The following is a 22979-nucleotide window of genomic DNA, read 5'->3' as shown; positions in this document are numbered from 1 at the left end:
CGATGATTGTACGGATGGCCGTCGAGGCGCCATCCCCAGTTTGGGGGAGACTCTTACGGAATAGATATTATACTTGACGTACCACGCCCAATCTCCTATGCTGATTTGGATAGGAGATACCGCCATGTCTGACGTTCTCTCGCACAAGCGCTTTCACGACGAGGAAGCGGCGTACAAGTGGGTCGAAGCCCACCTCTGGCCGCACGGCCCCGAGTGCCCGCGCTGTGGCGGCACCGAGCGCAACACCAAGCTCCAGGGGAAGAGCACGCGCATCGGCACGTACAAGTGCAAGGACTGCCGCAAGCCCTTCACCGTCAAGGTTGGCACGATCTTCGAAGACAGCCACATTCCCATGCGCATGTGGCTGCAAGCGATCGCTCTCATGTGTGCGAGCAAGAAGGGCATTAGCGCGAACCAGCTTCACCGCATGACGGGCCTCACGCTCAAAAGCGCGTGGTTTATGAGCCATCGCATTCGTGAGGCGATGCGCGTTGGCGGTCTTAAGCCGCCCATGAGCGGCGATGGCGGCGTTGTCGAGGTCGACGAGACGATCTATGGCCGCACGTCAACGCACCCCAAAGGTCGTGCGCAGGGTCGTGGCTTCTACAATGCCATCCACAAGAACGTTGTTCTGTCGCTTGTTGAGCGTAACGGCGAGGTGCGTAGCTTCCACGTCGTGGGCAGCACCATCAGTCAGGTGATCCCGCTGGTGAATGAGAACATCGCGAAGGAAGCGATTGTCATGACGGACGGCGCGCCGATCTACGCGAACAGGCTTGGCAAATTTGCCAGCCACGATCGTGTGGACCACAGCGCGAAAGAGTACGTCCGTTACGAAGAAGGCCGCCCCGCGGTCCACACAAATACGGTCGAGGGCTATTTCAGCCTCTTCAAGCGCGGAATGCGCGGTATCTACCAGCATTGCTCTGAGAAGCACTTGCACCGCTATCTTGCTGAGTTCGATTTCAGGTATAATGCGCGCGTTGCGTTGGGTGTGGACGACAACCAGCGTGCCGCTAAGGCGCTCGTCGGTGCAAAGGGAAAGCGGCTCACGTATAAAGCCGCTGATAGGCCCTAACCCCGATCATGAGAAGCGTATAGCGGCCCGGAAATCGAGGGCCGATGCCAAAAAGAAAAGAACCTGAATTGACGCCCGCCGAGCAATCGAAGCGGTTTAACCAGGCCGCACGATCGGCGGGCGTCACAGAGTCAGAGGAAGAGTTCGGCGCGGTCTTCGCGAAGGTCGCACGCGGCGAACCTGCGACTAAGCCAAAGGCAAGCCGTTCTCGTCGAGGCGGGAAGCCACCTTCTGCATGAAACCCTTTGTTAGAGCGAATAGGTGCGTTGCCTCGTCATCAGTATAAGTGCTTTCGATATGCATCGTGTCGTCGCGGCACCCGTTTTTGATTGCAACAAGCATCATATGAGCCCCGTCAAAGAACTTTTTGTCGGCCAAATCTGTCCACTGCCTAAGGTGAGTAAGCTTCTCTCGCGCCTCGATCTCGGTCTTGATCACGTCCAGAGCAGCGCCCCATGCCTTGTGTTGACCTTTCGTCGGCCTCGGCAGACCAAGGCTCGTGCGAATACTTTCGAGCCCGATCTCTACGAGCCGCATTAGGTGGAACACGCAGGCCGTCGGCCTCTCAAGGGCTAGGCATTTTCCGGCCTCCGCAATCTCATGTCGGCCCCTCCTTTTGAACTTGAGATCAACATCGCCTCCGAAAAGCGGTGTGCTCTGGTCGTAAAGGTCAACTTTGTGACCGGGGACTATCAATGCGTTGCGCTCTTCGAGATCGGTTGGAATGCGGTTGCAAAGGTTACCTAGCGTGCTTTGAAGCCACTCCGTGTCCAAAGCCGAATAGGTTGCGCCCTCATTGTCGGTTGTCGCCCTGTCCAGCACAGCGAGCACCGCTTTCACATCAACAGATATGCCCCTCAGGCCAAGCTCATCGCCACATTCTTGAATCGCTTTCAAGTGCCCCTTCAACTGCGCCAAATCCGCAAGAGAGAAATGCACACTCGCTGGTGACGGTAGGTTCGCGGTCATCGTGTTGATGTTCGAAACCCAACTCGTAGCCCTAACAAGGTGGCCAGCGTTGATCAGATGCATAATGAGGTCCCGAAGGCTGACCAGCCTGTAGGGCATCTCGTCCCATGACGGCAGCTGACTGGCGCTATTCATCTAGCACCGTCTTGCGTGGTACGTAAAGTATAATATGCCCCTTACGGAATCAAATTGCGACGGATTGCCTGTGCGACGGCATGGGTCCGGGCTCGGACGCCGAGCTTGGATTGGGCCTTCTTGATGTGGCTCCGCACCGTCTCTTCGCCAAGGGCGAGCAGCTCTGCAATTTCGGCGGAGGGGTGTCCGATTGAAAGGAGACGCAGGACCGCCAATTCGCGTGGCGTCAGCGTGACGCCTTTTCCGATCCGGCTGACCTGCGGACCGATGACCTTCTGCAGGCGAATAGCCGCGAACGTGCCGCCCATGAAGAGAATGGCGCGAGCCTCGTCCGATAGGCGCTCGCACAGCACGTTCCGGGACCAGTAGGAAACGACCCAACGCCCACCTACGGGACAATTGAGCCGATCGCGCATGCCGTACTTCAACGCAAGCTCGAACGGCCAGCGGTCAATGGCCAGTGGCTCGATCATCCGCATCAGTTCGGACATCGTGAACGGCGCAAGCGACACCTGGGCGAACAAAAAGCCGTGGCCGGGGTGCGCGCGACTGAGCTCAATGTGTTCGTCCCACCATCCGGCTGGAACGCTTTTATGGAGAAAGACCGTCTTTCCCTTCTCGACGCTCTCCCAGTCGCCCCACTGCAACGGAAACAAGGCCGCGCCCAGTACATTGATTTGGCAGTTTGGGAGCGACACCTTGTGCAGACCATTCAGCACGGCCTCGGGAGTCGCACACTCGTCTATGCCGCAAATGAATTGCAGCATGTCCGCGCCGAGTTTTGAAACATCATCCTGCGTGATCGATGTCTTCATTGGCCGGAGCCGTTTCCCAGTCCCGATGGAGGGACTGCTTTGGAAAATGCGTAGACTGCCTTTTATTACCACGATGATTGAATTCGGTCGCTAGGATGATTTGAGCGAGTGCGAAGGCAATCAAGCGCGAAAGGCGTAAACCATAACCAAATTGGGCTCGCATCCGAAGCGGCCCTGCGCGCGCGGGGGGCGCTACGCAGGGCGCGGGCCGGTCCTGACCGGGGGGCGTTCAGGACCGTCACTGCACGATCTCACTTGTTGCCCGGCAGATCCTTCATTGCTTTGCCGGACAGGCTGTTGTCGCCTGGCTGCGCCGTCTGGGATCCCGTGCCGGTGCCGGAGTTGTTGCCCGGCTGGTCGCGCATTGCCTTGCCGGACTGGCTGTACTCTTCCGGCTTCTTCGTCGGATTGGCGGTTGTGCCGGCAGAATTGTTGCCAGGCTGGTCTCTCATTGCCTTGCCGGAAAGGCTATTTTCTTCGGGCTTCACGGGAGCACCGGCCAGTGCGACGGAACCGGTGAGGGCCAACAGAAGTGCGGCCACCAAAATGGGCTTGCTCATGATCATCTCCATTGTTTGTCGCACCATCGAGGTGCGTGTCAGATGTACGGAGAGAGACGGAGCGGGTTTCAAAAAAGCTGCGCTCAGGCAGCGAAGTTTTCGCGCGTATAGCCCTGCAGATAGAGGAGCGCGGTGAGATCGCCGTGGCGGATAACGGCCCCGTTGTCCGAAGCGCGCGCTTGTGCGGCGAGCATCGGCTTGGCGCGAAACGCGACGCCGAGGCCAGCGGCTGCCAGCATGGCGGCATCGTTGGCGCCGTCGCCGACGGCCAGTGTTTGGATCTGCTCGATCCCATGCGTGTTGGCCAAGCTGCGCAGTGTTTGAGCCTTTGCCTCCGGTCCCACGATCGGCGGTACGACGCGGCCCGTGAGGCGGCCGTTCTCGATTTCGAGCACGTTCGCGATCACGGTGTCGAAGCCGAGACGCTGCGCCACGGGCTCGGCGAAGATCGTGAAGCCGCCCGTGACGAGCGCGGTCTTGCATCCGTTTGCGCGCAGCGTCGCGATTAGCGTCTCCGCGCCCGGCATCGATGTGATGCGTTCGAGGAGAGGATGGAGCTTTGCGATCTCGAGACCGGCGAACAGCGCGACGCGGCGCGTGAGTGAGCCCTCGAAATCCACTTCGCCGCGCATGGCGGCTTTCGTGATTGCTTCGATCTCCGCGCGGCACCCTAAGAGGTCGGCCATCTCGTCGAGCATCTCCTGCTCGATGATGGTGCTTTCCATGTCGGCGCAGAGCAGTGTCTTGCGCCGCGCGGCGTCGCTTTGCAGAACAGCGACATCGACAGGCTGCGGGGAGATGGCGCGCTCGACGGCATCGCGTAACTGGGAAGCGCTCGCCGTCGTCACGATGCGCGCTTCCCACGCCTCACCCGGCGACAGCCATCGCACGCACGCGCCGCAGTCTCCGAAACCGGGAGCGCTGACCGCGCGGAGCGCCTTGGCTACGATCGCTTCACTGAGATGCCTCGATCCCGGCGCGGCAATGAGGACGAGCGTCAGGTCGGACGGCATTCCAATCAAACCTCGGCTTGCGGGAAGGGATGCGGAGGGCGGGCGGCTCGGATAGAAAGCGGCATGACGATACGCGCACCGATATTGATTGCAGGGCCCACCGCTTCGGGCAAGTCCGCTTTGGCGCTGGCTCTGGCCGAACGCCTCGACGGCACGATCATCAACGCCGACGCCATGCAGGTCTATCGCGAGCTGCGGGTTCTGACGGCGCGCCCCGGCGAGGCGGAAACGGAGCGCACACCGCATCGCCTCTACGGGCACGTGCCCGGCGCCGAGGCGTATTCGGCGGCGCGCTTCGCCACCGAAGCCGCGGCCGCGATCGCTGAGGCGCAGCAAGCCGGCCGCGTTCCGATCGTCGTGGGCGGCACGGGGCTTTATTTCATGGCGCTGACAGAGGGATTGTCCCCGATCCCGCCAATTCCGGACGACATTCGCGCGCACTGGCGTGGCCGGGCGGCCGAGATCGGACCGGCGGCGCTCCATGCTGAATTGGCGGAACGCGATCCGGAAATGGCCGCCCGCCTCCGCCCGTCCGATCCGCAGCGTCTGGTCCGCGCGCTCGAGGTGCTGGATGCGACCGGCGTCTCGCTTGCCGGCTGGCAGGCGAAGCCCGGCGAGCCGGTCGTGTGCTGGGAAGAGGGGCGCGCCTTCGTGGTCTCCCGCGAGCGCGACGATCTCAACGCCCGCTGCGACGCCCGCTTCGACGCCATGATCGCCGAGGGCGCGATCGAGGAGGTGCGGGCGCTTCTGCAACTCGGCCTCGACCCGGATTTGCCGGTCATGCGGGCGCTCGGCGTCAAGCCGCTCGCCGATGCGCTTGGCGGGCGGATGAGCGTAGAGGCCGCGTCGGAGGCGGCGAAAACGGAGACGCGCCGATATGTCAAAAGGCAGATGACTTGGCTGAGACGCAATATGATGTCGTGGCAATGGCTAAATGCGCAACAAATGGAAACATTACAGGTGACATTCGACAATTATGGCAAAGTGAGCCGTTGACCGCCCGCCGACTTCTGCTTAGGTTCCGCGCCAACATCGAACCAGGACCGCCCGGCCCGACGCGCCAGGGCGGTCGTCTTATTGCGCGGCTGGAGAATGGATATGACACGGACGATGACGGGCGCCGAGATGGTGATCAAGGCGCTCCAGGATCAGGGCGTCGAGCATATTTTCGGCTATCCGGGCGGCGCCGTGCTGCCGATCTACGACGAGCTGTTCCAGCAGGATAAGGTCAAGCACATCCTCGTCCGTCAAGAAGGCGGCGCGCTGCACGCGGCCGAAGGCTATGCGCGCTCGACCGGCAAGGTCGGCGTTGCGCTGGTGACGTCCGGTCCCGGCGCCACCAACGCTGTCACCGGCCTGACCGACGCGCTGATGGACTCGATCCCGCTCGTCTGCATCACGGGCCAGGTGCCGACCCACCTGATCGGCAACGACGCCTTCCAGGAATGCGATACCGTCGGCATCACGCGGCCCTGCACGAAGCACAATTGGCTCGTGAAGAACATCGCCGATCTGCCGCGCATCCTGCACGAGGCGTTCTACATCGCCAAGGCGGGGCGTCCGGGTCCGGTCGTCGTCGACATTCCGAAGGACGTCCAGTTCGCCAGCGGCAACTACGTCGGTCCGTCGAACATCGCCCACAAGACCTACAAGCCGCGCGTGAAGCCGGAGCCCACCGCCGTGCGCGATGCGGTCGAACTGATGGCGTCCGCAAAGCGTCCCGTGTTCTACACCGGCGGCGGCATCATCAATTCCGGCCCGAAGGCGAGCCAGCTGCTGCGCGAGCTTGTGCGCCTCACGGGCTACCCGATCACGTCGACGCTGATGGGCCTCGGCGCCTACCCGGCGTCCGACAAGCAGTGGCTCGGCATGCTCGGCATGCACGGCACGTACGAAGCCAATCTGGCGATGCACGACTGCGACGTGATGATCAACATCGGCGCGCGCTTCGACGACCGCATCACCGGTCGCGTCGACGCGTTCTCGCCGGGCTCGAAGAAGATCCACGTCGACATCGACCCGTCGTCGATCAACAAGAACATTCGCGTCGATCTGCCGATCGTCGGCGATTGCGCTTACGTGCTGGAAGAGATGCTGCGCGTCTGGAAGACGAAGGCGCCGCAGCTCGACAAGGCCGCGCTGAAATCGTGGTGGAAGGAGATCGATGGCTGGCGGGCGAAAAAGTCGCTTTCGTACCAGAACTCCAAAGATCACATCATGCCGCAATACGCCTGTCAGCGTCTCTACGAGCTGACCAAGGATCGCGACACCTACATCACGACCGAAGTCGGCCAGCACCAGATGTGGGCGGCGCAGTTCATCCATTTCGAGGAGCCGAACCGCTGGATGACATCCGGCGGCCTGGGCACGATGGGTTATGGTTTGCCCGCGGCCATCGGCGCGCAGCTTGCCCACCCGAAGTCGCTCGTGATCGACGTCGCGGGCGATGCATCGATCCTCATGAACATCCAGGAATGCTCGACCGCCGTGCAGTATCACTTGCCGGTCAAGGTCTTCATCCTGAACAACGAGTACATGGGCATGGTGCGCCAATGGCAGCAGCTGCTGCACGGCAATCGCCTGTCCGAAAGCTACACCGAGGCGCTGCCGGATTTCGTGAAGCTGGCCGACGCGTACGGCTGGACGGGCATGCGTTGCGACCACCCGGACGATCTCGATGACGCGATCAAGGAAATGATCAACACCAAGGGCCCGGTGATGTTCGATTGCCGCGTCGCAAAGCTGGCCAACTGTTTCCCCATGATCCCGTCCGGAAAAGCGCACAACGAAATGCTGCTCGGCGAAAACGTCTCCGACGAGGACGTTGCCAAGGCGATCGGCAAGGAAGGCAAGGTGCTGGTGTGATCAGGCTCCGCGCGTCTCGGAATGCAGTCATGGCCTTCGCCCGTGCGTTGACCGCCGGCGCATTGATCGCCGGCTGCGGCGCCGTGGCGCGCGCGGGCACCAACGCGGAGGAGCCGAAGCCGGCGCCGGTCTCGGAAGCCGCGACCTGGGATCAGGCTGCGAGCATCCGCGGAGCCGCCGAGCGCGTTGGACGTGTTCACCGGGCGCGCGGTGCAACGGCCGCCTATGAGCTGATCGAGAATTGCTACAAGACCCACAGTCTCGCATCGACCTATGGCGAAGGCTTCGAGTCGTGCATCGCCCAGGACTACCTGGAGACGCGCACGCTCATCCAGGTCTATTCGCGCATGCCGCCGGAAGCGCTGAAGCAGTCGGGCGTGCCGTCGCCTCAGCAGCTCGCCGATAGCATGGGGCACCGTATCTCGACTGCCTTCACGCACTACAAGAAGTCGCAAGCCTACGCCGACGAGGTGAAACGCCTTGTCGACGAGCACGGCCTGCCGATCTTCCTCTCCATCGTCTTTCCCGAGGCGGCGCAGGAGATCGAAAACAAGAGAGCCCAAGAGAAGAAGTAGACGCGATGATCAACACCAATCCCCAAACGCATTACGCCGGACCCTCCTTGAAGCAGGAGATCGAGACCCGCACGCTGTCGGTCATTGTCGACAACGAGCCGGGCGTGCTGGCTCGGGTCATCGGTCTGTTTTCCGGACGCGGCTACAACATCGATAGCTTGACGGTGACCGAGACGGAGCACGAGAAGCACCTCTCGCGCATCACCATCATCACCCGCGGCACGCCTGCCGTGCTCGAGCAGATCAAGCACCAGCTCGAGCGGCTCGTCCCCATCCACCGCGTGCGCGACCTGACCTTGGAAGGCGTCTCGCTCGAACGCGAGCTGGCGCTCGTCAAGGTCAGCGGTAAGGGCGAGAAGCGCATCGAGGCGCTCCGCATGGCCGAGATTTTTCGCGCCCAGGTGGTGGACACGTCAATCGATCACTTTGTCTTCGAGGTCACCGGCAAGCCCGGCAAGATCGAGACCTTCATCGGCCTCATGACCGAGCTTGGTCTCGTCGAGGTGTCGCGCACGGGCATCGCCGCGATCGGACGCGGCGCGGCAGCGATGTGATGCAGTCGGGCTTAGAGCCGCTGGCGTTTGCGCTTCGGGTCGGAGGCCGCATGCCGCTCCGCGACGGAAACGGCGAGACGCGAGAACACGAGGCTGCGGTCGTTCGCGAGCAGCACGTCCTTGCGCGAGGTCTGGAAACCGACGTCGTTCCCCTTGACCGGGTAGAGAGGCTCCGCGCGCGGCGTTGCGCCGAGCGTCACCATGAACGCCGAAAGACGGATGCGGTAATGCCCGGACGCGGAGCGCTCGCAGGCGCGCTCACCGACTGCTTTTTCGCAGTCTTCGAGGCTGGTGTAAGCCGTGGCCGTGGCTTCGTGGGCTTTGACGGCGCGCTCGATCGCGCCCGCGCAAGCGTCCACCGCGCCCGGTCCGAACGAAGCGCAATCCGAGGCGCTGGCGATCACGCCGCGCTCGTCTTTGGCGGCCGTCGGCGAACCGCTGTCTCCACAGCCGGCGAGGGCGGCAGAGATCCCGATCAGGGCGAAAACGTGAAGGATCGCGCGCATGGTAACCCACAATTCGCAAGGAAAATGGCGAGCTATTCTGGCGCGCGAAACGTTTCGGTTGGGTTAAGCACGTCTCCGATCCGCTCACTTCGGGGCACTGGCGCAAAAGCGCCCAGGCCCGTCTTGAGCGTTGAAACTGCGTCACGGGGCGGTGTAACGTCCGCCCACTTTTCCGGGGTGCCCGGTGGTTTAGCCATCCTGAGCCCCCACTCCACCTTCCTAGAGTCTCCAACCGCAAGAGAGAACGATGCGCGTCTATTACGATCGTGATGCCGACATTAATCTGATCAAGTCCAAGAAGGTTGCCATTGTCGGCTACGGCAGCCAGGGACACGCGCACACGCTCAATCTGCGTGACTCCGGCGTGAAGGATATCGCCGTCGCGCTCCGCAAGGGCTCGGCTTCGGCCCAGAAGGCCGAGAAGGAAGGCATCAAGGTCATGGAGGTGGCGGACGCCGCCAAGTGGGCCGATGTCATCATGATGCTGACGCCGGACGAACTCCAGGCCGACATCTACCGCGATCACCTCGCCCCCAACATGAAGCAGGGCGCGGCGCTGTTGTTCGCCCACGGTCTCAACGTCCACTTCAACCTGATCGAGCCGCGCGCAGACCTCGACGTCGGCATGATCGCGCCGAAGGGACCGGGACACACCGTGCGCGGCGAATACCAGAAGGGCGGCGGCGTGCCGTGCCTCATCGCGATCCACCAGGACAAGAGCGGCAACGCGCACGATCTCTTCCTGTCGTATGCCTCGGCCGTCGGCGGCGGCCGGTCGGGCGTCATCGAGACGACCTTCAAGGAAGAGTGCGAAACCGATCTCTTCGGCGAGCAGGCCGTTCTGTGCGGCGGCCTCGTCGAGCTGATCCGCGCCGGCTTCGAAACGCTGGTGGAAGCCGGCTACGCGCCTGAGATGGCGTATTTCGAATGCCTCCACGAGGTGAAGCTGATCGTCGACCTGATCTACGAAGGCGGCATCGCCAACATGAACTACTCGATCTCGAACACGGCCGAGTGGGGTGAGTACATGTCGGGTCCGCGCGTCATCACGCCGGAGACGAAGGCGGAGATGGGGCGCATTCTGAAGGAAATCCAGACGGGCCAGTTCACGAGCCAATGGATGCAGGAATGCAAAGCCGGTCAGGCGCGCTTCAAGGGTATCCGCCGCAACAATGACAGCCACCAGATCGAAGAGGTCGGCGCCAAGTTGCGTGCGATGATGCCCTGGATCGCGAAGAACAAGCTGGTGGACAAGGGCCGCAACTAGGACCGGTCCGTTTCCCGGGTCGCGAGCCGCGACCCGATATCGCTCGAAGCAGCAGCCCGCCTTTGTTGCGCGAAGTCCGCGCCGAAGGCGGGCTGTCGCGTTTTGGCGAACCTTCGCTGGAAACCCGGGCGGTTTCGGAGCATCCTTGCCGTGCATCAGCAAGTAAGGGAGTGCTGAAAATGAAACGAGCATTGTTGTCGTTGGGGATGGCTGCCGCTCTGGCGTTCGCCGGGACCGTGGCATGGGATCTGGCGCGGGGGCCCGATCACTCGGCTGCCGTCGCCGCGAAGGGGACGAAAACCTGCAAGGCGAAGACCAACGCAGGAAAAATGAAAACGTGGCGGTGCGGCGCGGATCAGGCGTGCTGCGTCAACCGCACCACCGATCAATATGTTTGTGGCATTCCGGGCTTGGGCTGCCTCTAACCGATTAATTCGAAACGCGAATTACGAACGGCCCGGCTCGATAAGCCGGGCCGTTTTCGTACCGGAAGGCTCGGCTTAGGGCGCTTCTTTCGAAAAAAAATCTCACAAAAATGATGCAGTGCAATGAAACGAAAGACAAAATTATACACTGTTCCCTAGCGGGAATTAGAATTTCAGCAACCGGTGGTGTGAAATAACAGGCGGATGTCGACTGTTTTTCAGGCGCTCCATTTCTGAAAAGAAATTTAGAGGAACAAGAAAATGCAGAGGCCCAGGCGGTGGCGCCTGGGTGAAGGAGAGGGCGCGGTGGGTTCGAGGAAGCGGAGCGAGAGCCGGAAAGTTGACGTTCGGCTCAGGGATCTGCAGCAGGAAGTTCTCGTTGCCGTGGCGTCTGGCGCTCCCCTCCCGAGCGTTATGAACCTGTTGTGCGAGCGCGCAGAGGTGCTTGCAGCAAGTGCCGTCTGTTCGATCATCCGGGTCGACGCCGCCGGTTGCCTGCGCCCGCTCGCTGGGCCGTCGCTGCCTAAGGAGTATTCCGAGGCCATCGATGGCGTGGCCATCGGCCCTATGATCGGATCGTGCGGATCTGCGGCGTTCCACGGCGAGGCCGTCGAGGTCACGAACATCAAGACCGACCCGCGCTGGCGCGATTTCAAGGACGCAGCCCTTTCGCTTGGTCTCAAGGCCTGCTGGTCGAGCCCAATCAAGTCCCACAACGGCCGGGTCGTTGGAACGTTCGCCTTCTATTTCCGCACGACGCGACGTCCCAGCCGGCTTGAAAAGCGCATCGTCGAATACTGCACGCACGTCTGCAGCCTGGCCATCGAGCATTGGGAAGCGCACGACCACATTCGCAAGTTGGCTTTCACGGACCCCCTGACGGGGCTGGGCAACCGGGCCTACATGGCCGAGACATTCCCGGAAATTCTGGCCCGCGCGAAGGAACGCGGCGAACCGGTCGCCGTACTCTACGTCGACATCGACGGCTTCCGGATGCTGAACGAAGCCCAGGGGCACAAGAACGGCGATCTCCTCCTTCGCAGCGTCGCCGATCGGATGCGCAAGATTGCGGCAAGCCAGGACGCCGTTGCCCGGCTCGGCAGTGACGAGTTCTTGATGGTCTGCGCCGGACGCGGACATCGCGTCGAGATCGAGGAATTGGCGACGAAATTGAGCAAGGCCCTTGCGGAGCGGCATGCGCTCGAGACCGGCCTGGACGTGAAAGCCGTCGCCTCGATCGGCATCGCCTGCTTCCCCGACAACGGCCACGACCTCCAGTCGCTCCTTGGACACGCCGACACGGCATTACGCCGCGTCAAGGCGAGCGGCCGCGCCGGGCACGCCTTCTACACCGCCCACATGGACGCCGAAAAGCTCGCGCAGCGCGCATTGGAACGGGATGTGTCCACAGCCGCGATGACGGGCCAGCTTTCGGTCGTTTACCAGCCGCAGGCCGACGCCGGAACCGGGGCGATTCAGGGCTTCGAGGCGTTGCTCCGCTGGAATCACCCGATCCACGGATTCGTTTCCCCGATGGTCTTCATCCCTGCCGCCGAGGCGTGCGGGGCGATCGAGGACATCGGCGCATTCGTTCTGCGTGAGGCATTGGCCCAGGCGGCCACATGGCCGCGCCACCTGCGCGTGGCCGTGAACGCTTCCTCGGCTCAGATTGTCCGCGCGGGCTTCGCCAAGCTCGTTGAAGACACGCTCGCCGCCACGGGCGTCGATCCCCGCCGGCTTGAGATCGAAGTGACGGAAAGCCTGTTCATTTACGACGCCCAGGCCGCCCTCGAGACGCTTCGGCGTCTGAAGGAGATCGGTGTCACCGTCGCCATCGACGACTTCGGAACCGGCTATTCGTCGCTCAGCACGCTGCGCTCATTTCCCTTCGACCGCATCAAGATCGATCGCAGCTTCGTTTTCGATATGACCGCCAACGGAGACGCGGCGGCGATCGTGACGTCCATTCTGGGATTGGGACGCGCCCTCGGGCGCCCGGTCGTGGCGGAAGGCGTCGAAAGCCAGGAGCAGCTCGATCTATTGCGCAGCCAGGGCTGCAACCAAGTCCAGGGCTATCTGATCGGCAAGCCACTGCCGATTGAATGCTATGCGAGCCTGACCGCAGCCAAAAGCAAACGGTCCAGTTCCTCCAACGCCAAACGTCCGGCGGCGCACAGCCGCGTCGCGATCGCCCGGCCGGCTGTCGCTTGATCGAGGCCGTGCTTCAGCCGCCGGTTCTTTAATCGCTCGTGCCGTACACGGAGACGCGATTGCGCCCGCCCGACTTCGCGTCATAGAGCTTCGCGTCGGCCCGCTGGACCAGCGCTTCCACGTCGTCACCGGGGCGATATTGCGCAACACCGAATGACGCGGTGAGCTGGCCGACCTTCTGGTTGGTTTCCCGTATCGTCAGTTTCTTGCCTTCGAATACCCGGCGCACCCGCTCGGCAACCATCTTCGCGGCGTCCTGGTCGGTCAGGGGAAGAATGATCGCGAATTCTTCGCCGCCATACCGGATCACGGTATCGCCCTCGCGGATGCCGGCCTCGATCACGCGCGAGAACATCTTGATGATCTCGTCGCCGACCTGATGTCCGAACGCGTCGTTGACGCGCTTGAAGTGGTCGATATCGCAAATGATGAGAGAGAGCGGCGTCTTCTTCTGCGAGCATTCGACGATCGCGCGCGCCATCGTGGCATCGAACGCGCGACGGTTGCCGACGCCGGTCAGCGGATCCTGCAGTACGAATTCTTGCGCTTCGTTGAGGCTCGAGCGAAGGGTCTCAACCTGCTTGCGCGCATCCTCGAGGTTCTTGACCAGCTCGGTGCTGTCGCGCCGCATGCGTTCGTTCTCGGCAACGAGAAGGCTCACGATCACGCGTACCTGCTCGGCTTCCGTCAAGCCCTGAAGACGCGATTGCGCCGTTGCCAGCGACTTCGCGTAACTGTCGTTGGTGGTGACGTGGGCACGGATCAGCTCCAGCACCTTGGACAGCTCGCCGTCGAGTTTGCGGCTGGCCTTTACGACGCGGTCCGTCGGTTGACCTCCGGCCGCGCCGGTAAGCTTCGGCATCAGCCAGAAGAAAAGCCCCGCGAGACCGCCGATGACCGCGAGGCCGATGGCAGCCACTCCCAGGATCGCGAGCGGATTGTAGGTCGTGTAAACGACCGTTCCGCCATCGCCGATGGTGGACGTTTGCAGCCTGCGAAGTAGCGTGAGGTCGAGGTCGGACGCGGCAATGAGAAATGAAAGCGTGACGCAAAGAACCGCGGCTCCGGCAACGAGCAACCCCCGCGGCGCATTCAAAAGGTCATCGAATGATTTCATGGGGCACTTTAAAAGGATCGGAATGAAACGTGGCCGTGGGATTTACGGCATGTCGACGCGCCGAACGCTGACATATGATGATGTAGACTATAAGCTAGACGAAAGTACCGTGCACGCCCTGCGGCGTGGGTCGACTGTCGAAACTCAGTATGAGCAGTATGCGGGCCACACCCGAACGAACGCACGGCACCAGCAATTGGGACCAGCATACCGTACGATCAAGTCCAGGTAGCCTAACCGATTCGCCGCAACAAGAAACGTCGCTGAAATTGCGCGCTGTCAAGGTGATCGTGCCGCGACGAACTCGTATAATTCAATTGGCTTGGGCGTAGGTTAGCGCAGGTCGTGTGTGCACGCCGAAGAAGATCAGCGGGCGGATCTAGCCTATCCGATTCGAGAAATGTCGAGCGCAAGATCGTAGGCCATCGGCGCCGCACTGGCGACGAGCAGCAGCGCCATGGTGAGATTGAATGCGAAGATGGCGCGCGGATTGTCGACCATTGCGCGCATAACGCCGCCAAATGCAGCCCAGACCGTGAGCGCGGCGAGGGCGACCACCGCGAAGATGGCGGCGAGCCAGAACAGGCGGTGCGGTTCAGCCCCTGGCGTCGAGAACGCCGCCGTCGCAGAGAGTGCGATGGCCCAAGCCTTCGGGTTCACCCATTGAAAGGCTGCTCCGGCGATCGCGGACAGCGGACGTGTGTCGTCGGACCCGGTCGACGAACGCGCATCCAGTGTCACGGGAGCGGTTGCGACCTTCCAGGCCAGCCAGAGCATGTAGCCGAGACCCGCGGCCTTCGTGGCCGTGTGCAGACCGGGATGGGTTTGGATGACGGCGCCGAGCCCGAACCCGACCGCCAGCACCATGAAAGCAAATCCGAAGCTGATCCCCGCAACCAGCGGTAGAGACGCGCCCACGCCGTGGTTGAGCCCGGATGTCATCACGAGCAGGTTGTTCGGACCCGGCGTGATCGACGACGCGGCGGCAAACCCGATGATCGCGATGAGAATGTCAGGTGACACGGCGGCCCTTCGAGAATTGAGATCGCATCGACCGGCGGCCCGCGCCCTACCGCCCGGGAGGCAGATCCCAAAACTTACGCCCCGCCTCACCATCCGCATCCGCGCGGCTGAGACCGATGTCTTTCAACGCGTCAGCATCCAACGCCATAAGCTGGCGGCGCTCGCGCGCAACTCGAAATGCAAGTTCGAGACGAGCGAAGACCCGGCCGGCGCGAACGGCAAGTCCGTTGTGGCGCGCGGCGGCAAAGGTGTCGGAGAGTGCGTGCTCCATTGACGTGCTCCAATCAAAAGGAAGCCTGTGGTAGGGCACATGTTGACATTAGTGAAGCAAATGTATTTCATCGGCGATATAACAAACGCTTATGGAGCGGTTGATGGCCCGAAACATCGACATCGGCTTGCTGCGTGCCTTCGCGACGGTCGTTGAAACCGGTTCGGTCACGGCAGCGGCCGGCGCGCTGAGTCTCACGCAGGCCGCGGTGAGCCAGCAGATCAAGCGCCTCGAAGACGTGTTCGGCACGGCCGTTTTTCTTCGCAAGCAGCGCAAGCTCGTGCTGAGCCCCGACGGCGAACGCCTGTTGACGTTTGCCCAGCGGCTGATTGCGCTCAATGATGAAACCTGGCGCGCCATGACCGCGCCCGCCTTCGAAGGCGAAGTCCGCCTCGGCGTACCCTACGATCTGGTTGCCCGCTTTTTGCCAAAGGTTCTACGCCGCTTCGACAAGCGCTTTCCGAACGTACGCGTGTCGCTCCTGACGAGTACGTCGCGGTTCCTGCTGGATGCGCTCCACCGCGGCGAGCTCGATCTCGCGCTGACGACGGAAATGACGAGCCCCGCGCGCGCGGAAAGCCTGCTCGTGGATCAACTTGTGTGGGTCGGCGGCATCGGAGGCGATGCCTACCTGCGCGACCCGCTGCCGGTCTCGCTCGGCGCGGAGACCTGCGCCTTCCGCCCCTATGCTCTGGCGGCTCTGGCCAAATGGCAGCGGCAGTGGCGCCCTGTGAGCGAGAGCAACAGCCTCGAGCCGATGATTGCGACCCTCGAAGCAGATCTTGCTGTCGCGCCGATGCTGACGTGCGCCGTGCCCAATGCGCTCGAGATCTTGAATGACGCGACGGGGCTCCCGAAATTGCCGGTGTGCCACGTCAATCTCTACCTCCCGAGAAACACGCAAAACGACATGGCGTCGGAACTGGCCGCCGTGCTGCGTGACGAGTTCGGCAGCGTCGCGACCGGGCAAAAAGTGTCCAAGCAGAAGAAGGCCGCTGCCGCCTAGATCGACCCTCCGTTTTTCAGAGCCTGCCGGCACGCCCGGCGGCGAACTCCAACCGAAGGACATCGCATGAACTTCGAACTCGCCAACAAGACCGCGCTGGTCAGCGCGTCCTCCGGCGGCATTGGCCTCGAAATCGCCCGCTCGCTGGCCGCCGAAGGCGCGCGCGTCGTGATCAACGGACGCACGCAAGCGAGCGTGGACAAGGCCGTGGCCGATCTTCGCGCCACCCAACCGAATGCGGTTCTCGTCCCGCTCGCTGCCGACAACGCGACCGCCGCCGGATGCGCCGCGACCATCGCCGCGCTGCCGGATGTCGACATCCTCGTCAACAACCTCGGCATCTACGAAGCGGTCGGGTTCTTCGAGGAGACGGACGAATCCTGGCAGCGCCTGTTCGACGTCAACATCATGAGCGGCGTACGCCTGACGCGCCATTATCTGCGCGGCATGCTCGACCGCGGCCATGGCCGCGTGGTGTTCATTTCGAGCGAGTCCGGTGTCACCCCCGCTCCCGAGATGGCCCATTACAGCGCCACCAAGACGATGCAGCTGTCCATCGCGCGCTCCCTCGCCGAGCTGACCAAGAATACCAATGTCACCGTGAATTCGGTGCTGCCCGGCCCGACGCGCACGCCGGGCGTCGAGGAGTTCATCGGCGGCATCTATCCGGGCGTCAGCCAGGCCGATGCCGAGCGCCAGTTCATCGCGCAGAACCGCCCGACCTCGCTGATCGGCCGTCTGATCGACCCCAAGGAGATCGGCGATACGGTCGCGTTCATGTGCTCGGCCCGCGCCTCCGCCATCAACGGCTCGTGTATTCGCGCCGAAGGCGGCCTCGTCCGCACGGTGTTCTAGTCATGGCCCAAGTCCAGAAACTCGTATCTGTTATGAGATGGAGCATCCGGTCGGGCCCAACGACCAACCGTTGAGTTTTAAAATTGAGCTGTACGTGGATCTCGCTTTACCGCGCGCGTGTTTCGCTACGACGTGTTCCGGTTGTCTCCAGCATTTGGCCCAGCGAGTAATACCGGGGCCGACCATGAGATGGCTGTGTTGGATCCAATGTTCGACAGGATTGAAGTCGAAGCAACAAACAGCGAAAAGGCGCTAGATGCCGTTTTAAATAGAATCCAATCGCAGTTCAGGGCGAGCTAGGACCTGGCTCATTGGAAACCCAATCGTGTCATGTGCCGAAATTTGCGTAGGTGCCGGCCTTCGCCGGCATGACGGGTGTATTGGCCTGACACCCAAACTCAACGTCACCCCGACGCAGGTCGGGGCCTACGCAAGCAAGCCAGGAGCGCGGCGGTTGTGCGCGTGCTGATCGCTATCGGCGGGGTAGCCAGCTCAAGTCCACCGCCATCAAATTGCCGGATCGGCGCGTTAGGTCGCGTGATGTGGCGAGGCGCACACCTTGCCAGCAATCGGAGCGGCTGTTATAGGGGCCGTAGCAACTCAACCCGGGAGGACAGCATGACGACCACGCGCTTGCTTCGCAGCCCGGTATCAATCCGCGTCCGCCACTCTTAAGTCGTACGCGCACGGGCTCGCCGAAGCGACCCATTGCCCTCAGGGGCTTTCTCACAATTTCAAATCGGATCGCCGGCGCCCCCGCGAGGAGCGCCCCCGTCAGCGGTCCCCATTCTTCGGAGTCGGCGCCTTGCGCCGGATAAGACATGACAACGCATCGCAAAAAGCCCACGCGCTCGGCCATGGGCGCCGTGTTCGCCTACACCGCGCGCCATTGGGCCCGCCGCAAGAGAATGCTGGCCACCGTCGCCGGCGCGATTGTGCTCGCCACCCTGGCCGACGTGTTCATCCCCTTCTTCTCGGGACGGCTCGTCGACGCCCTGCTGCTTGCCGATACGGCGCGCGATGTCGCGCTCTCTCGCGCGCTCGAGGCGTTCGCCGCCATGGTTGCGCTCGGCGCGGGCATGGTCGCGTTGCGCCACTGGGGCTGGATGGGCATGATCCCGCTGTCGCTCGGCATGATGCAGGACATCGCGCAGGAGACGTTCGCGCGCGTGCAGCGGTTCTCGACGGACTGGCATGCCAACAGCTTCGCGGGCTCCGTGATGCGCAAGGTCACGCGCGGCATGTGGGCCGTCGACCAGTTGAACGACACGCTGCTTCTGGCCTTGCTTCCGTCCGCCTTCGTGCTCGTCGCCACGACCATTCTCTTGGCTGTGCAGTGGCCGCTGATGGGCGCCGTCGTCGCCATCGGCGCGCTCATCTATGTGGCGACGACGGTCGTTCTTGCGACGACCTACATCGCGCCGGCCTCGAAACTCTCCAACGCGTGGGATACGCGCGTCGGCGGCACGCTGGCCGATGCGCTGGGCTGCAACGCCGTGGTGAAAGCCTATGGCGCGGAAGACCGTGAGGACGCGCGGCTGGCTGCGGTCGTCGCCCGCTGGAAGCGGCGCTCCGCGCGCACGTGGTATCGCCACACGTTGTCGGGCACCGGCCAGCACGTCGTGCTGCTCACGGTTCGTTCGACGCTGGCGGCTGTGGGCTTGTGGCTGTGGTGGCGCGGCCAGGCGACGCCCGGCGACGTGACCTACATGCTGACGACCTACTTCGTCGTGCACGGTTATCTCCGTGACGTCGGCATGCACGTGCACAACCTGCAGCGGTCCGTGAACGAGATGGATGAACTCGTGGAATTGCACGCAACCCCGATGGGTATTTCGGACCATCCGAATGCGGCGCCGATCGCCATCACGGCCGGCGAGGTGCGGTTCGATGCGGTCGATTTCCATTACGGCGCGCACACGACGCCGCTCTACGAAGGTCTCTCCATCACGATCAAGGGCGGGGAGCGCGTCGGTCTCGTGGGTCACTCGGGGTCCGGCAAGACCACCTTCGTCAAGCTCATCCAGCGCCTGTACGACGTCACCGGCGGGCAGATCCTGATCGACGGTCAGGACGTGTCGCAGGCGACGCAGCAATCGTTGCGATCACGGGTCGCTATCGTTCCGCAGGAGCCGATCCTGTTCCACCGCACGCTGGCCGAGAACATCGGCTACGGGCGGCCGGGCGCACGGATCGACGAGATCGAGCGCGCGGCGCGGCTTGCCAATGCGCACGATTTCATCGCCCGCCTTCCGAAAGGATACGAGACGCTCGTCGGCGAGCGCGGGGTGAAGCTGTCGGGTGGCGAACGTCAGCGCATCGCGCTGGCGCGGGCGTTCCTGGTCGATGCGCCGATCCTGATCCTGGACGAGGCAACCTCGAGCCTCGATTCGGATTCGGAGCAGCTCATCCAGGCCGCGATTGCACGGTTGTTGAAGGGCCGCACGGCGATCGTCATCGCGCACCGGCTTTCGACGGTTCGGACGCTGGATCGCATTCTGGTGTTCGACCAGGGCCGCATCGTCGAGGACGGACCGCACGGTGTGCTGATGCGCAACCCGAACGGCCGGTATCGCCACCTGTTCGAGCAGCAGACCGGCGACCTCCGCGCCGCGGAGTAACACTTTCCCTCTCCCCGTTCTCACGGGGAGAGGGCCAGGGTGAGGGGCAGCAAAAAGGACGGGCGAGGGGAAGTCGGGCCACACGCCGGTGCGAGCTTCTGCCCCTCCCGGTCATTGAGTGGAACATTCCGTTCGAACGCCACCTGTTCCTCCCCCCTCGCGCCGAAGGCGCGGCTGCGCCGCGACGTGGGGGATGTTAGGAGGGGGGGGGATTGCAGACCGGCTGTTGTCGGGCTTCCCCCCACCCCTAACCCCTCCCCACAAGGGGGAGGGGAATGGATCGCGCTTAGTGCATCGTCGCAGCCGTCGTTGCGAAGTTGCCGCGCTGGAAATCGAGCATCGCCTGCTTGATCTCGCCCACGGTGTTCATCACGAACGGCCCCTGCGCCACCACCGGCTCGTTGATCGGCTCGCCGGTGAGAACGAGGATCGTTGCATCACCGTTCGCTTCGACGGTGATCTCGCCGCCCGTGCGGTCGAACCACACGAGCTGCGAGCCGCGCACGACTTGCTCGACATTGACAAGAACCGTTCCGGCCAGAACCACCATGGCGGCCGTGTGGCCCTCCGGTGGTGCGAACGTCGTGGTCTTGCCGCGGTTGAGCCGCACGTCCCAGATGTTGATCGGCGTGAACGTCTTCGCCGGTCCCGCCTGGCCCGCAAACGCGCCCGCGATCACGCGCACCCGTCCGGCATCTCCGTCGAGTGTGACGGACGGAATGTTGCGGTCGAACAGCGTCTGATAGCCGGGGTTCGCCTTCTTGTCCTTGCCGGGAAGGTTCACCCAGAGCTGGATCATCTCGAGCGTGCCGCCCGTGCGCGTGAATGTCTCCGAATGAAACTCCTCGTGCAGAATGCCCGAAGCGGCCGTCATCCACTGCACGTCGCCGGGACCGATCGTCCCGCCGCCGCCGGTGGAATCCTTGTGCTCCAGCTCACCCTGGTAGACGAGCGTCACGGTCTCGAAGCCGCGATGCGGATGCTGACCCACGCCGCGTGGCTTGTCGGTCGGCGTGAAATGCGCCGGCCCCGCATAGTCGAGCAGCAGGAACGGACTGAGCATGCTATCGGGCGACAACAACGAGCGCACCGGGAAGCCGTCGCCAACCCAGTGCTGGCGCGGACTGTCGGTCACTCCAAGGATCTTACGCATGTTCGGATCTCCTTTCCGGCTGCACCCGCACGAAGCAGGGAGCCTGCTTGTTCAGGCAAGTTCCTGTGTCATTTCCAGGCAATGCCTGTGTCGACCGTTAAATGCGCATCGGTGGTCGTCGCAGCAAGGGCTCGGCGGTGCCGCACCGGTTCCGGTTCGGCACCAGTGAAAATCGCCGCGGCACCTTCTGCGGCGATGCGTCGGCGGCCCGTCCACATGCGGTAAACGCTGCGCGCGGCGTTCCGTGCCGCCGTCCTCGATCGGCAGGACGACAAGTCACTGCAAGGAGGACGTCGTCGTGAGCGATCGGGGCGGCATGACGCTGTCACCCGCGGTGGCGGCCGCGAACCGCGCCGTCCGCGCCGACCTCGAGCGATTCCGCCCCTATCTGTCCGGCGGCGTGCGGTTCGAAGCTGCGAATGCCTATGAGGATCTTTGCGCCGTGCTGGCCTAAGCCAGCGCCGGTCGATGCGGACTTCATCCGCCGTACCATTGCGGCCGCGCGCGACGTCTGGGCACAAGAGATTGAGCCGGGCGTCGCGCGTACGATTTGAACTCAGGACGTGCGGTCGCGCCACGCGCGCGGCCGGCCCACGTCTGCGGCCGGTTTGTCCTCGCGCAGTCCCTTGAACGCCGCATGCCGGAGCAGGCCGTCACCAGTGATACTGCGGTACGCGATCTGCGCCACGCGGTCGGGCCGGACCCACACGACGCCCCGGCGCTGATCGGCAGTCAGCCGGCCTGCAAATGGAGAGGCAGTGACTTTCGCGGGCGAAAGCTGCTGCCACAGCCGCCCGGCGACGGTGCGCGTGAAACCCGTCCCGACCCGTCCGGCATAAACGAGGCGTCCGTTCTCGAAGGTCCCGAGCACGAGCGCGCCCACGGCTTTCGCGTCCACGCTGGACACCAGAAATCCGCCGATGACGAACTCGTCGGTCAGAATGCATTTCGACTTCAGCCAGTCGGAGCGCCGCCCCGAGCGATAGGGAAGATCCGCGCGCTTCGAGATGATGCCTTCGAGACCAAGCTTGCAGGCGGCTTCCAGCATGGTCGATCCGTCGGATGCGAAGTGCTCGCTGTAGCGCAGCCGCTTCGAGCGCGAGGTTTTCATGATCGCAGCCAGCAGGCCTTTTCGGTCGCCCAGCGGCGCGGACGTGACATCGACCCCGTCGAGATGCAGAAGGTCGAAGGCGATAAACAGCATGTCGTCCGAGCGGCCGGCTTCGAGAGCGGCGACAAGGTCCACGAAGCTCGTCGCGCCCCCGGCCGTCTCGACCACAACCTCGCCGTCCAGCAACGCCGACGTGACCGCGAGTTTCGCAAGCGCCTTGGCGACGGACGAAAACCGCCCCGTCCAGTCGATGCCGCTGCGGGTGAGCAGCGTGACCCGGCCGTCCGCAATCCGCGCCTGCAGCCGGTAGCCGTCGTACTTGATCTCGTGGACCCAGTCTGTGCCGTCCGGCGGAGAGTTTACGAGCGTGGCGAGGCACGGCGGCACGAACGGGGGCGGCGGCGCAGACTTCTGCGCGGGCGCGCGGACCTTGCCGGATGCGGCGCGCGCCGACGTTTTCGCGCGCACGCGGTGCGATGCGGCTTTGCTCACGGGAACTTCCGACGTGCAATGAGCATTAGATACTGCCCCGTCGCCGGTTCGGGAGACGGGCGCTCCGGGAGACCATCCATGATCGTAACCACCGCCATTGGCACTTTCATCATCCTTATCGTTATCGGCATCGTCGTGGGGCTCGTCTTCAATCGATATGGTCGAAGCTGGCTCGGACGCCAGGTCGCCGGTGCGACCGGTGCGGGCGACATCACCTACGCCCTCGTCGGAATCGCAGGCTCGTTCATGGGCTTTCATATCGGCGTCATCCTGGGCCTGCTGCCCTCGATCCTTCTCTATGTCGCGGCCATTCTCGGTGCCGCGGTAACGCTCTGGCTCTGGCGCGGACGCTGAGCG

At 63.2% G+C, this 22979-nt stretch carries 23 protein-coding genes; 13 read left to right on the top strand and 10 right to left on the bottom strand.

Annotated elements, in window-relative coordinates; genetic code table 11:
- Window positions 1-124 precede the first annotated feature (124 nt).
- Window positions 125-1078, top strand: a complete 954-nt coding sequence (locus ACTIFK_RS09570; protein ID WP_439542841.1) for an IS1595 family transposase — start codon at window positions 125-127, stop codon at window positions 1076-1078.
- A 186-nt stretch (window positions 1079-1264) separates the two neighbouring features.
- Here ACTIFK_RS09570 and ACTIFK_RS09565 read toward each other — a convergent pair whose 3' ends face one another.
- The 4 genes from ACTIFK_RS09565 to serB all read right to left on the bottom strand — a co-directional run bounded on the left by ACTIFK_RS09565 (window position 1265) and on the right by serB (window position 4570).
- Window positions 1265-2146, bottom strand: coding sequence for a hypothetical protein (locus ACTIFK_RS09565; RefSeq protein WP_439542840.1), 882 nt, complete (start codon window positions 2144-2146; stop codon window positions 1265-1267).
- A gap of 77 nt (window positions 2147-2223) precedes the next feature.
- Complete coding sequence (locus tag ACTIFK_RS09560; RefSeq protein ID WP_439542839.1) at window positions 2224-2997, bottom strand: response regulator transcription factor; 774 nt, start codon at window positions 2995-2997, stop codon at window positions 2224-2226.
- Between the two features lie 251 nt (window positions 2998-3248).
- The gene (locus ACTIFK_RS09555; protein ID WP_439542838.1) at window positions 3249-3569 is read right to left on the bottom strand and encodes a hypothetical protein; all 321 of its coding nucleotides are present in this window, start codon (window positions 3567-3569) and stop codon (window positions 3249-3251) included.
- A gap of 71 nt (window positions 3570-3640) precedes the next feature.
- On the bottom strand, window positions 3641-4570 hold the full coding sequence (gene serB / locus ACTIFK_RS09550; protein ID WP_439542837.1) for a phosphoserine phosphatase SerB: 930 nt from the start codon (window positions 4568-4570) through the stop codon (window positions 3641-3643).
- Between the two features lie 63 nt (window positions 4571-4633).
- On the opposite strand from serB, the gene miaA reads away from it, so the two are divergent.
- From miaA to ilvN, 4 genes are all read left to right on the top strand, one after another.
- Window positions 4634-5566 (top strand): tRNA (adenosine(37)-N6)-dimethylallyltransferase MiaA, encoded by a 933-nt coding sequence (miaA, locus tag ACTIFK_RS09545; protein ID WP_439542836.1) that lies wholly within the window; start codon window positions 4634-4636, stop codon window positions 5564-5566.
- A 102-nt stretch (window positions 5567-5668) separates the two neighbouring features.
- A complete protein-coding gene (locus ACTIFK_RS09540) occupies window positions 5669-7435 on the top strand; it encodes an acetolactate synthase 3 large subunit (RefSeq protein WP_439542835.1) in 1767 nt (588 codons plus the stop codon).
- Window positions 7436-7464: 29 nt separating this feature from the next.
- A complete protein-coding gene (locus ACTIFK_RS09535) occupies window positions 7465-8010 on the top strand; it encodes a hypothetical protein (protein ID WP_439542834.1) in 546 nt (181 codons plus the stop codon).
- A 5-nt stretch (window positions 8011-8015) separates the two neighbouring features.
- Entirely contained in the window at window positions 8016-8564 is a 549-nt protein-coding gene (gene ilvN / locus ACTIFK_RS09530) for an acetolactate synthase small subunit (RefSeq protein ID WP_439542833.1), read from the top strand.
- Between the two features lie 11 nt (window positions 8565-8575).
- Here ilvN and ACTIFK_RS09525 read toward each other — a convergent pair whose 3' ends face one another.
- Window positions 8576-9070, bottom strand: coding sequence for a DUF1190 domain-containing protein (locus ACTIFK_RS09525; protein WP_439542832.1), 495 nt, complete (start codon window positions 9068-9070; stop codon window positions 8576-8578).
- A 247-nt stretch (window positions 9071-9317) separates the two neighbouring features.
- Between ACTIFK_RS09525 and ilvC the strand changes: the two genes are divergently transcribed.
- The 3 genes from ilvC (at window position 9318) to ACTIFK_RS09510 (ending at window position 12973) form a co-directional block, all read left to right on the top strand.
- Window positions 9318-10337, top strand: coding sequence for a ketol-acid reductoisomerase (gene ilvC / locus ACTIFK_RS09520; RefSeq protein WP_439542831.1), 1020 nt, complete (start codon window positions 9318-9320; stop codon window positions 10335-10337).
- A 62-nt stretch (window positions 10338-10399) separates the two neighbouring features.
- On the top strand, window positions 10400-10762 hold the full coding sequence (locus ACTIFK_RS09515) for a hypothetical protein (protein ID WP_439542830.1): 363 nt from the start codon (window positions 10400-10402) through the stop codon (window positions 10760-10762).
- Between the two features lie 414 nt (window positions 10763-11176).
- Window positions 11177-12973, top strand: coding sequence for a putative bifunctional diguanylate cyclase/phosphodiesterase (locus tag ACTIFK_RS09510; protein ID WP_439542829.1), 1797 nt, complete (start codon window positions 11177-11179; stop codon window positions 12971-12973).
- A 28-nt stretch (window positions 12974-13001) separates the two neighbouring features.
- Here the strand turns inward: ACTIFK_RS09510 and ACTIFK_RS09505 are convergent, their stop codons facing one another.
- The 3 genes from ACTIFK_RS09505 to ACTIFK_RS09495 all read right to left on the bottom strand — a co-directional run bounded on the left by ACTIFK_RS09505 (window position 13002) and on the right by ACTIFK_RS09495 (window position 15261).
- Window positions 13002-14090, bottom strand: a complete 1089-nt coding sequence (locus ACTIFK_RS09505) for a GGDEF domain-containing protein (protein ID WP_439542828.1) — start codon at window positions 14088-14090, stop codon at window positions 13002-13004.
- A gap of 384 nt (window positions 14091-14474) precedes the next feature.
- A complete protein-coding gene (locus ACTIFK_RS09500) occupies window positions 14475-15113 on the bottom strand; it encodes a LysE family translocator (protein WP_439542827.1) in 639 nt (212 codons plus the stop codon).
- A gap of 46 nt (window positions 15114-15159) precedes the next feature.
- The gene (locus ACTIFK_RS09495) at window positions 15160-15261 is read right to left on the bottom strand and encodes a DUF1127 domain-containing protein (RefSeq protein ID WP_439543073.1); all 102 of its coding nucleotides are present in this window, start codon (window positions 15259-15261) and stop codon (window positions 15160-15162) included.
- A gap of 226 nt (window positions 15262-15487) precedes the next feature.
- Here ACTIFK_RS09495 and ACTIFK_RS09490 point away from each other — a divergent pair, with 226 nt between their 5' ends.
- From ACTIFK_RS09490 to ACTIFK_RS09480, 3 genes are all read left to right on the top strand, one after another.
- Complete coding sequence (locus ACTIFK_RS09490; RefSeq protein WP_439542826.1) at window positions 15488-16390, top strand: LysR family transcriptional regulator; 903 nt, start codon at window positions 15488-15490, stop codon at window positions 16388-16390.
- 66 nt (window positions 16391-16456) lie between these two features.
- A complete protein-coding gene (locus tag ACTIFK_RS09485) occupies window positions 16457-17245 on the top strand; it encodes an SDR family NAD(P)-dependent oxidoreductase (protein ID WP_439542825.1) in 789 nt (262 codons plus the stop codon).
- An 821-nt stretch (window positions 17246-18066) separates the two neighbouring features.
- Window positions 18067-19866, top strand: coding sequence for an ABC transporter ATP-binding protein (locus tag ACTIFK_RS09480; RefSeq protein WP_439542824.1), 1800 nt, complete (start codon window positions 18067-18069; stop codon window positions 19864-19866).
- 286 nt (window positions 19867-20152) lie between these two features.
- On the opposite strand, the gene ACTIFK_RS09475 is transcribed toward ACTIFK_RS09480, so the two are convergent.
- On the bottom strand, window positions 20153-21019 hold the full coding sequence (locus tag ACTIFK_RS09475; protein WP_439542823.1) for a pirin family protein: 867 nt from the start codon (window positions 21017-21019) through the stop codon (window positions 20153-20155).
- A gap of 298 nt (window positions 21020-21317) precedes the next feature.
- Between ACTIFK_RS09475 and ACTIFK_RS09470 the strand changes: the two genes are divergently transcribed.
- The gene (locus ACTIFK_RS09470) at window positions 21318-21473 is read left to right on the top strand and encodes a hypothetical protein (protein WP_439542822.1); all 156 of its coding nucleotides are present in this window, start codon (window positions 21318-21320) and stop codon (window positions 21471-21473) included.
- 102 nt (window positions 21474-21575) lie between these two features.
- On the opposite strand, the gene ligD is transcribed toward ACTIFK_RS09470, so the two are convergent.
- Complete coding sequence (gene ligD, locus ACTIFK_RS09465) at window positions 21576-22622, bottom strand: non-homologous end-joining DNA ligase (RefSeq protein ID WP_439542821.1); 1047 nt, start codon at window positions 22620-22622, stop codon at window positions 21576-21578.
- A 78-nt stretch (window positions 22623-22700) separates the two neighbouring features.
- On the opposite strand from ligD, the gene ACTIFK_RS09460 reads away from it, so the two are divergent.
- Window positions 22701-22976 (top strand): transglycosylase, encoded by a 276-nt coding sequence (locus ACTIFK_RS09460; protein WP_439542820.1) that lies wholly within the window; start codon window positions 22701-22703, stop codon window positions 22974-22976.
- The last annotated feature ends 3 nt before the right edge of the window (window positions 22977-22979 follow it).

Origin of the sequence: Hyphomicrobium sp., from assembly GCF_051860585.1 — a bacterium.
In the GTDB taxonomy this organism is placed as follows: domain Bacteria; phylum Pseudomonadota; class Alphaproteobacteria; order Rhizobiales; family Hyphomicrobiaceae; genus Hyphomicrobium_C.
This window is presented reverse-complemented; position numbering and strand designations above follow the sequence as displayed.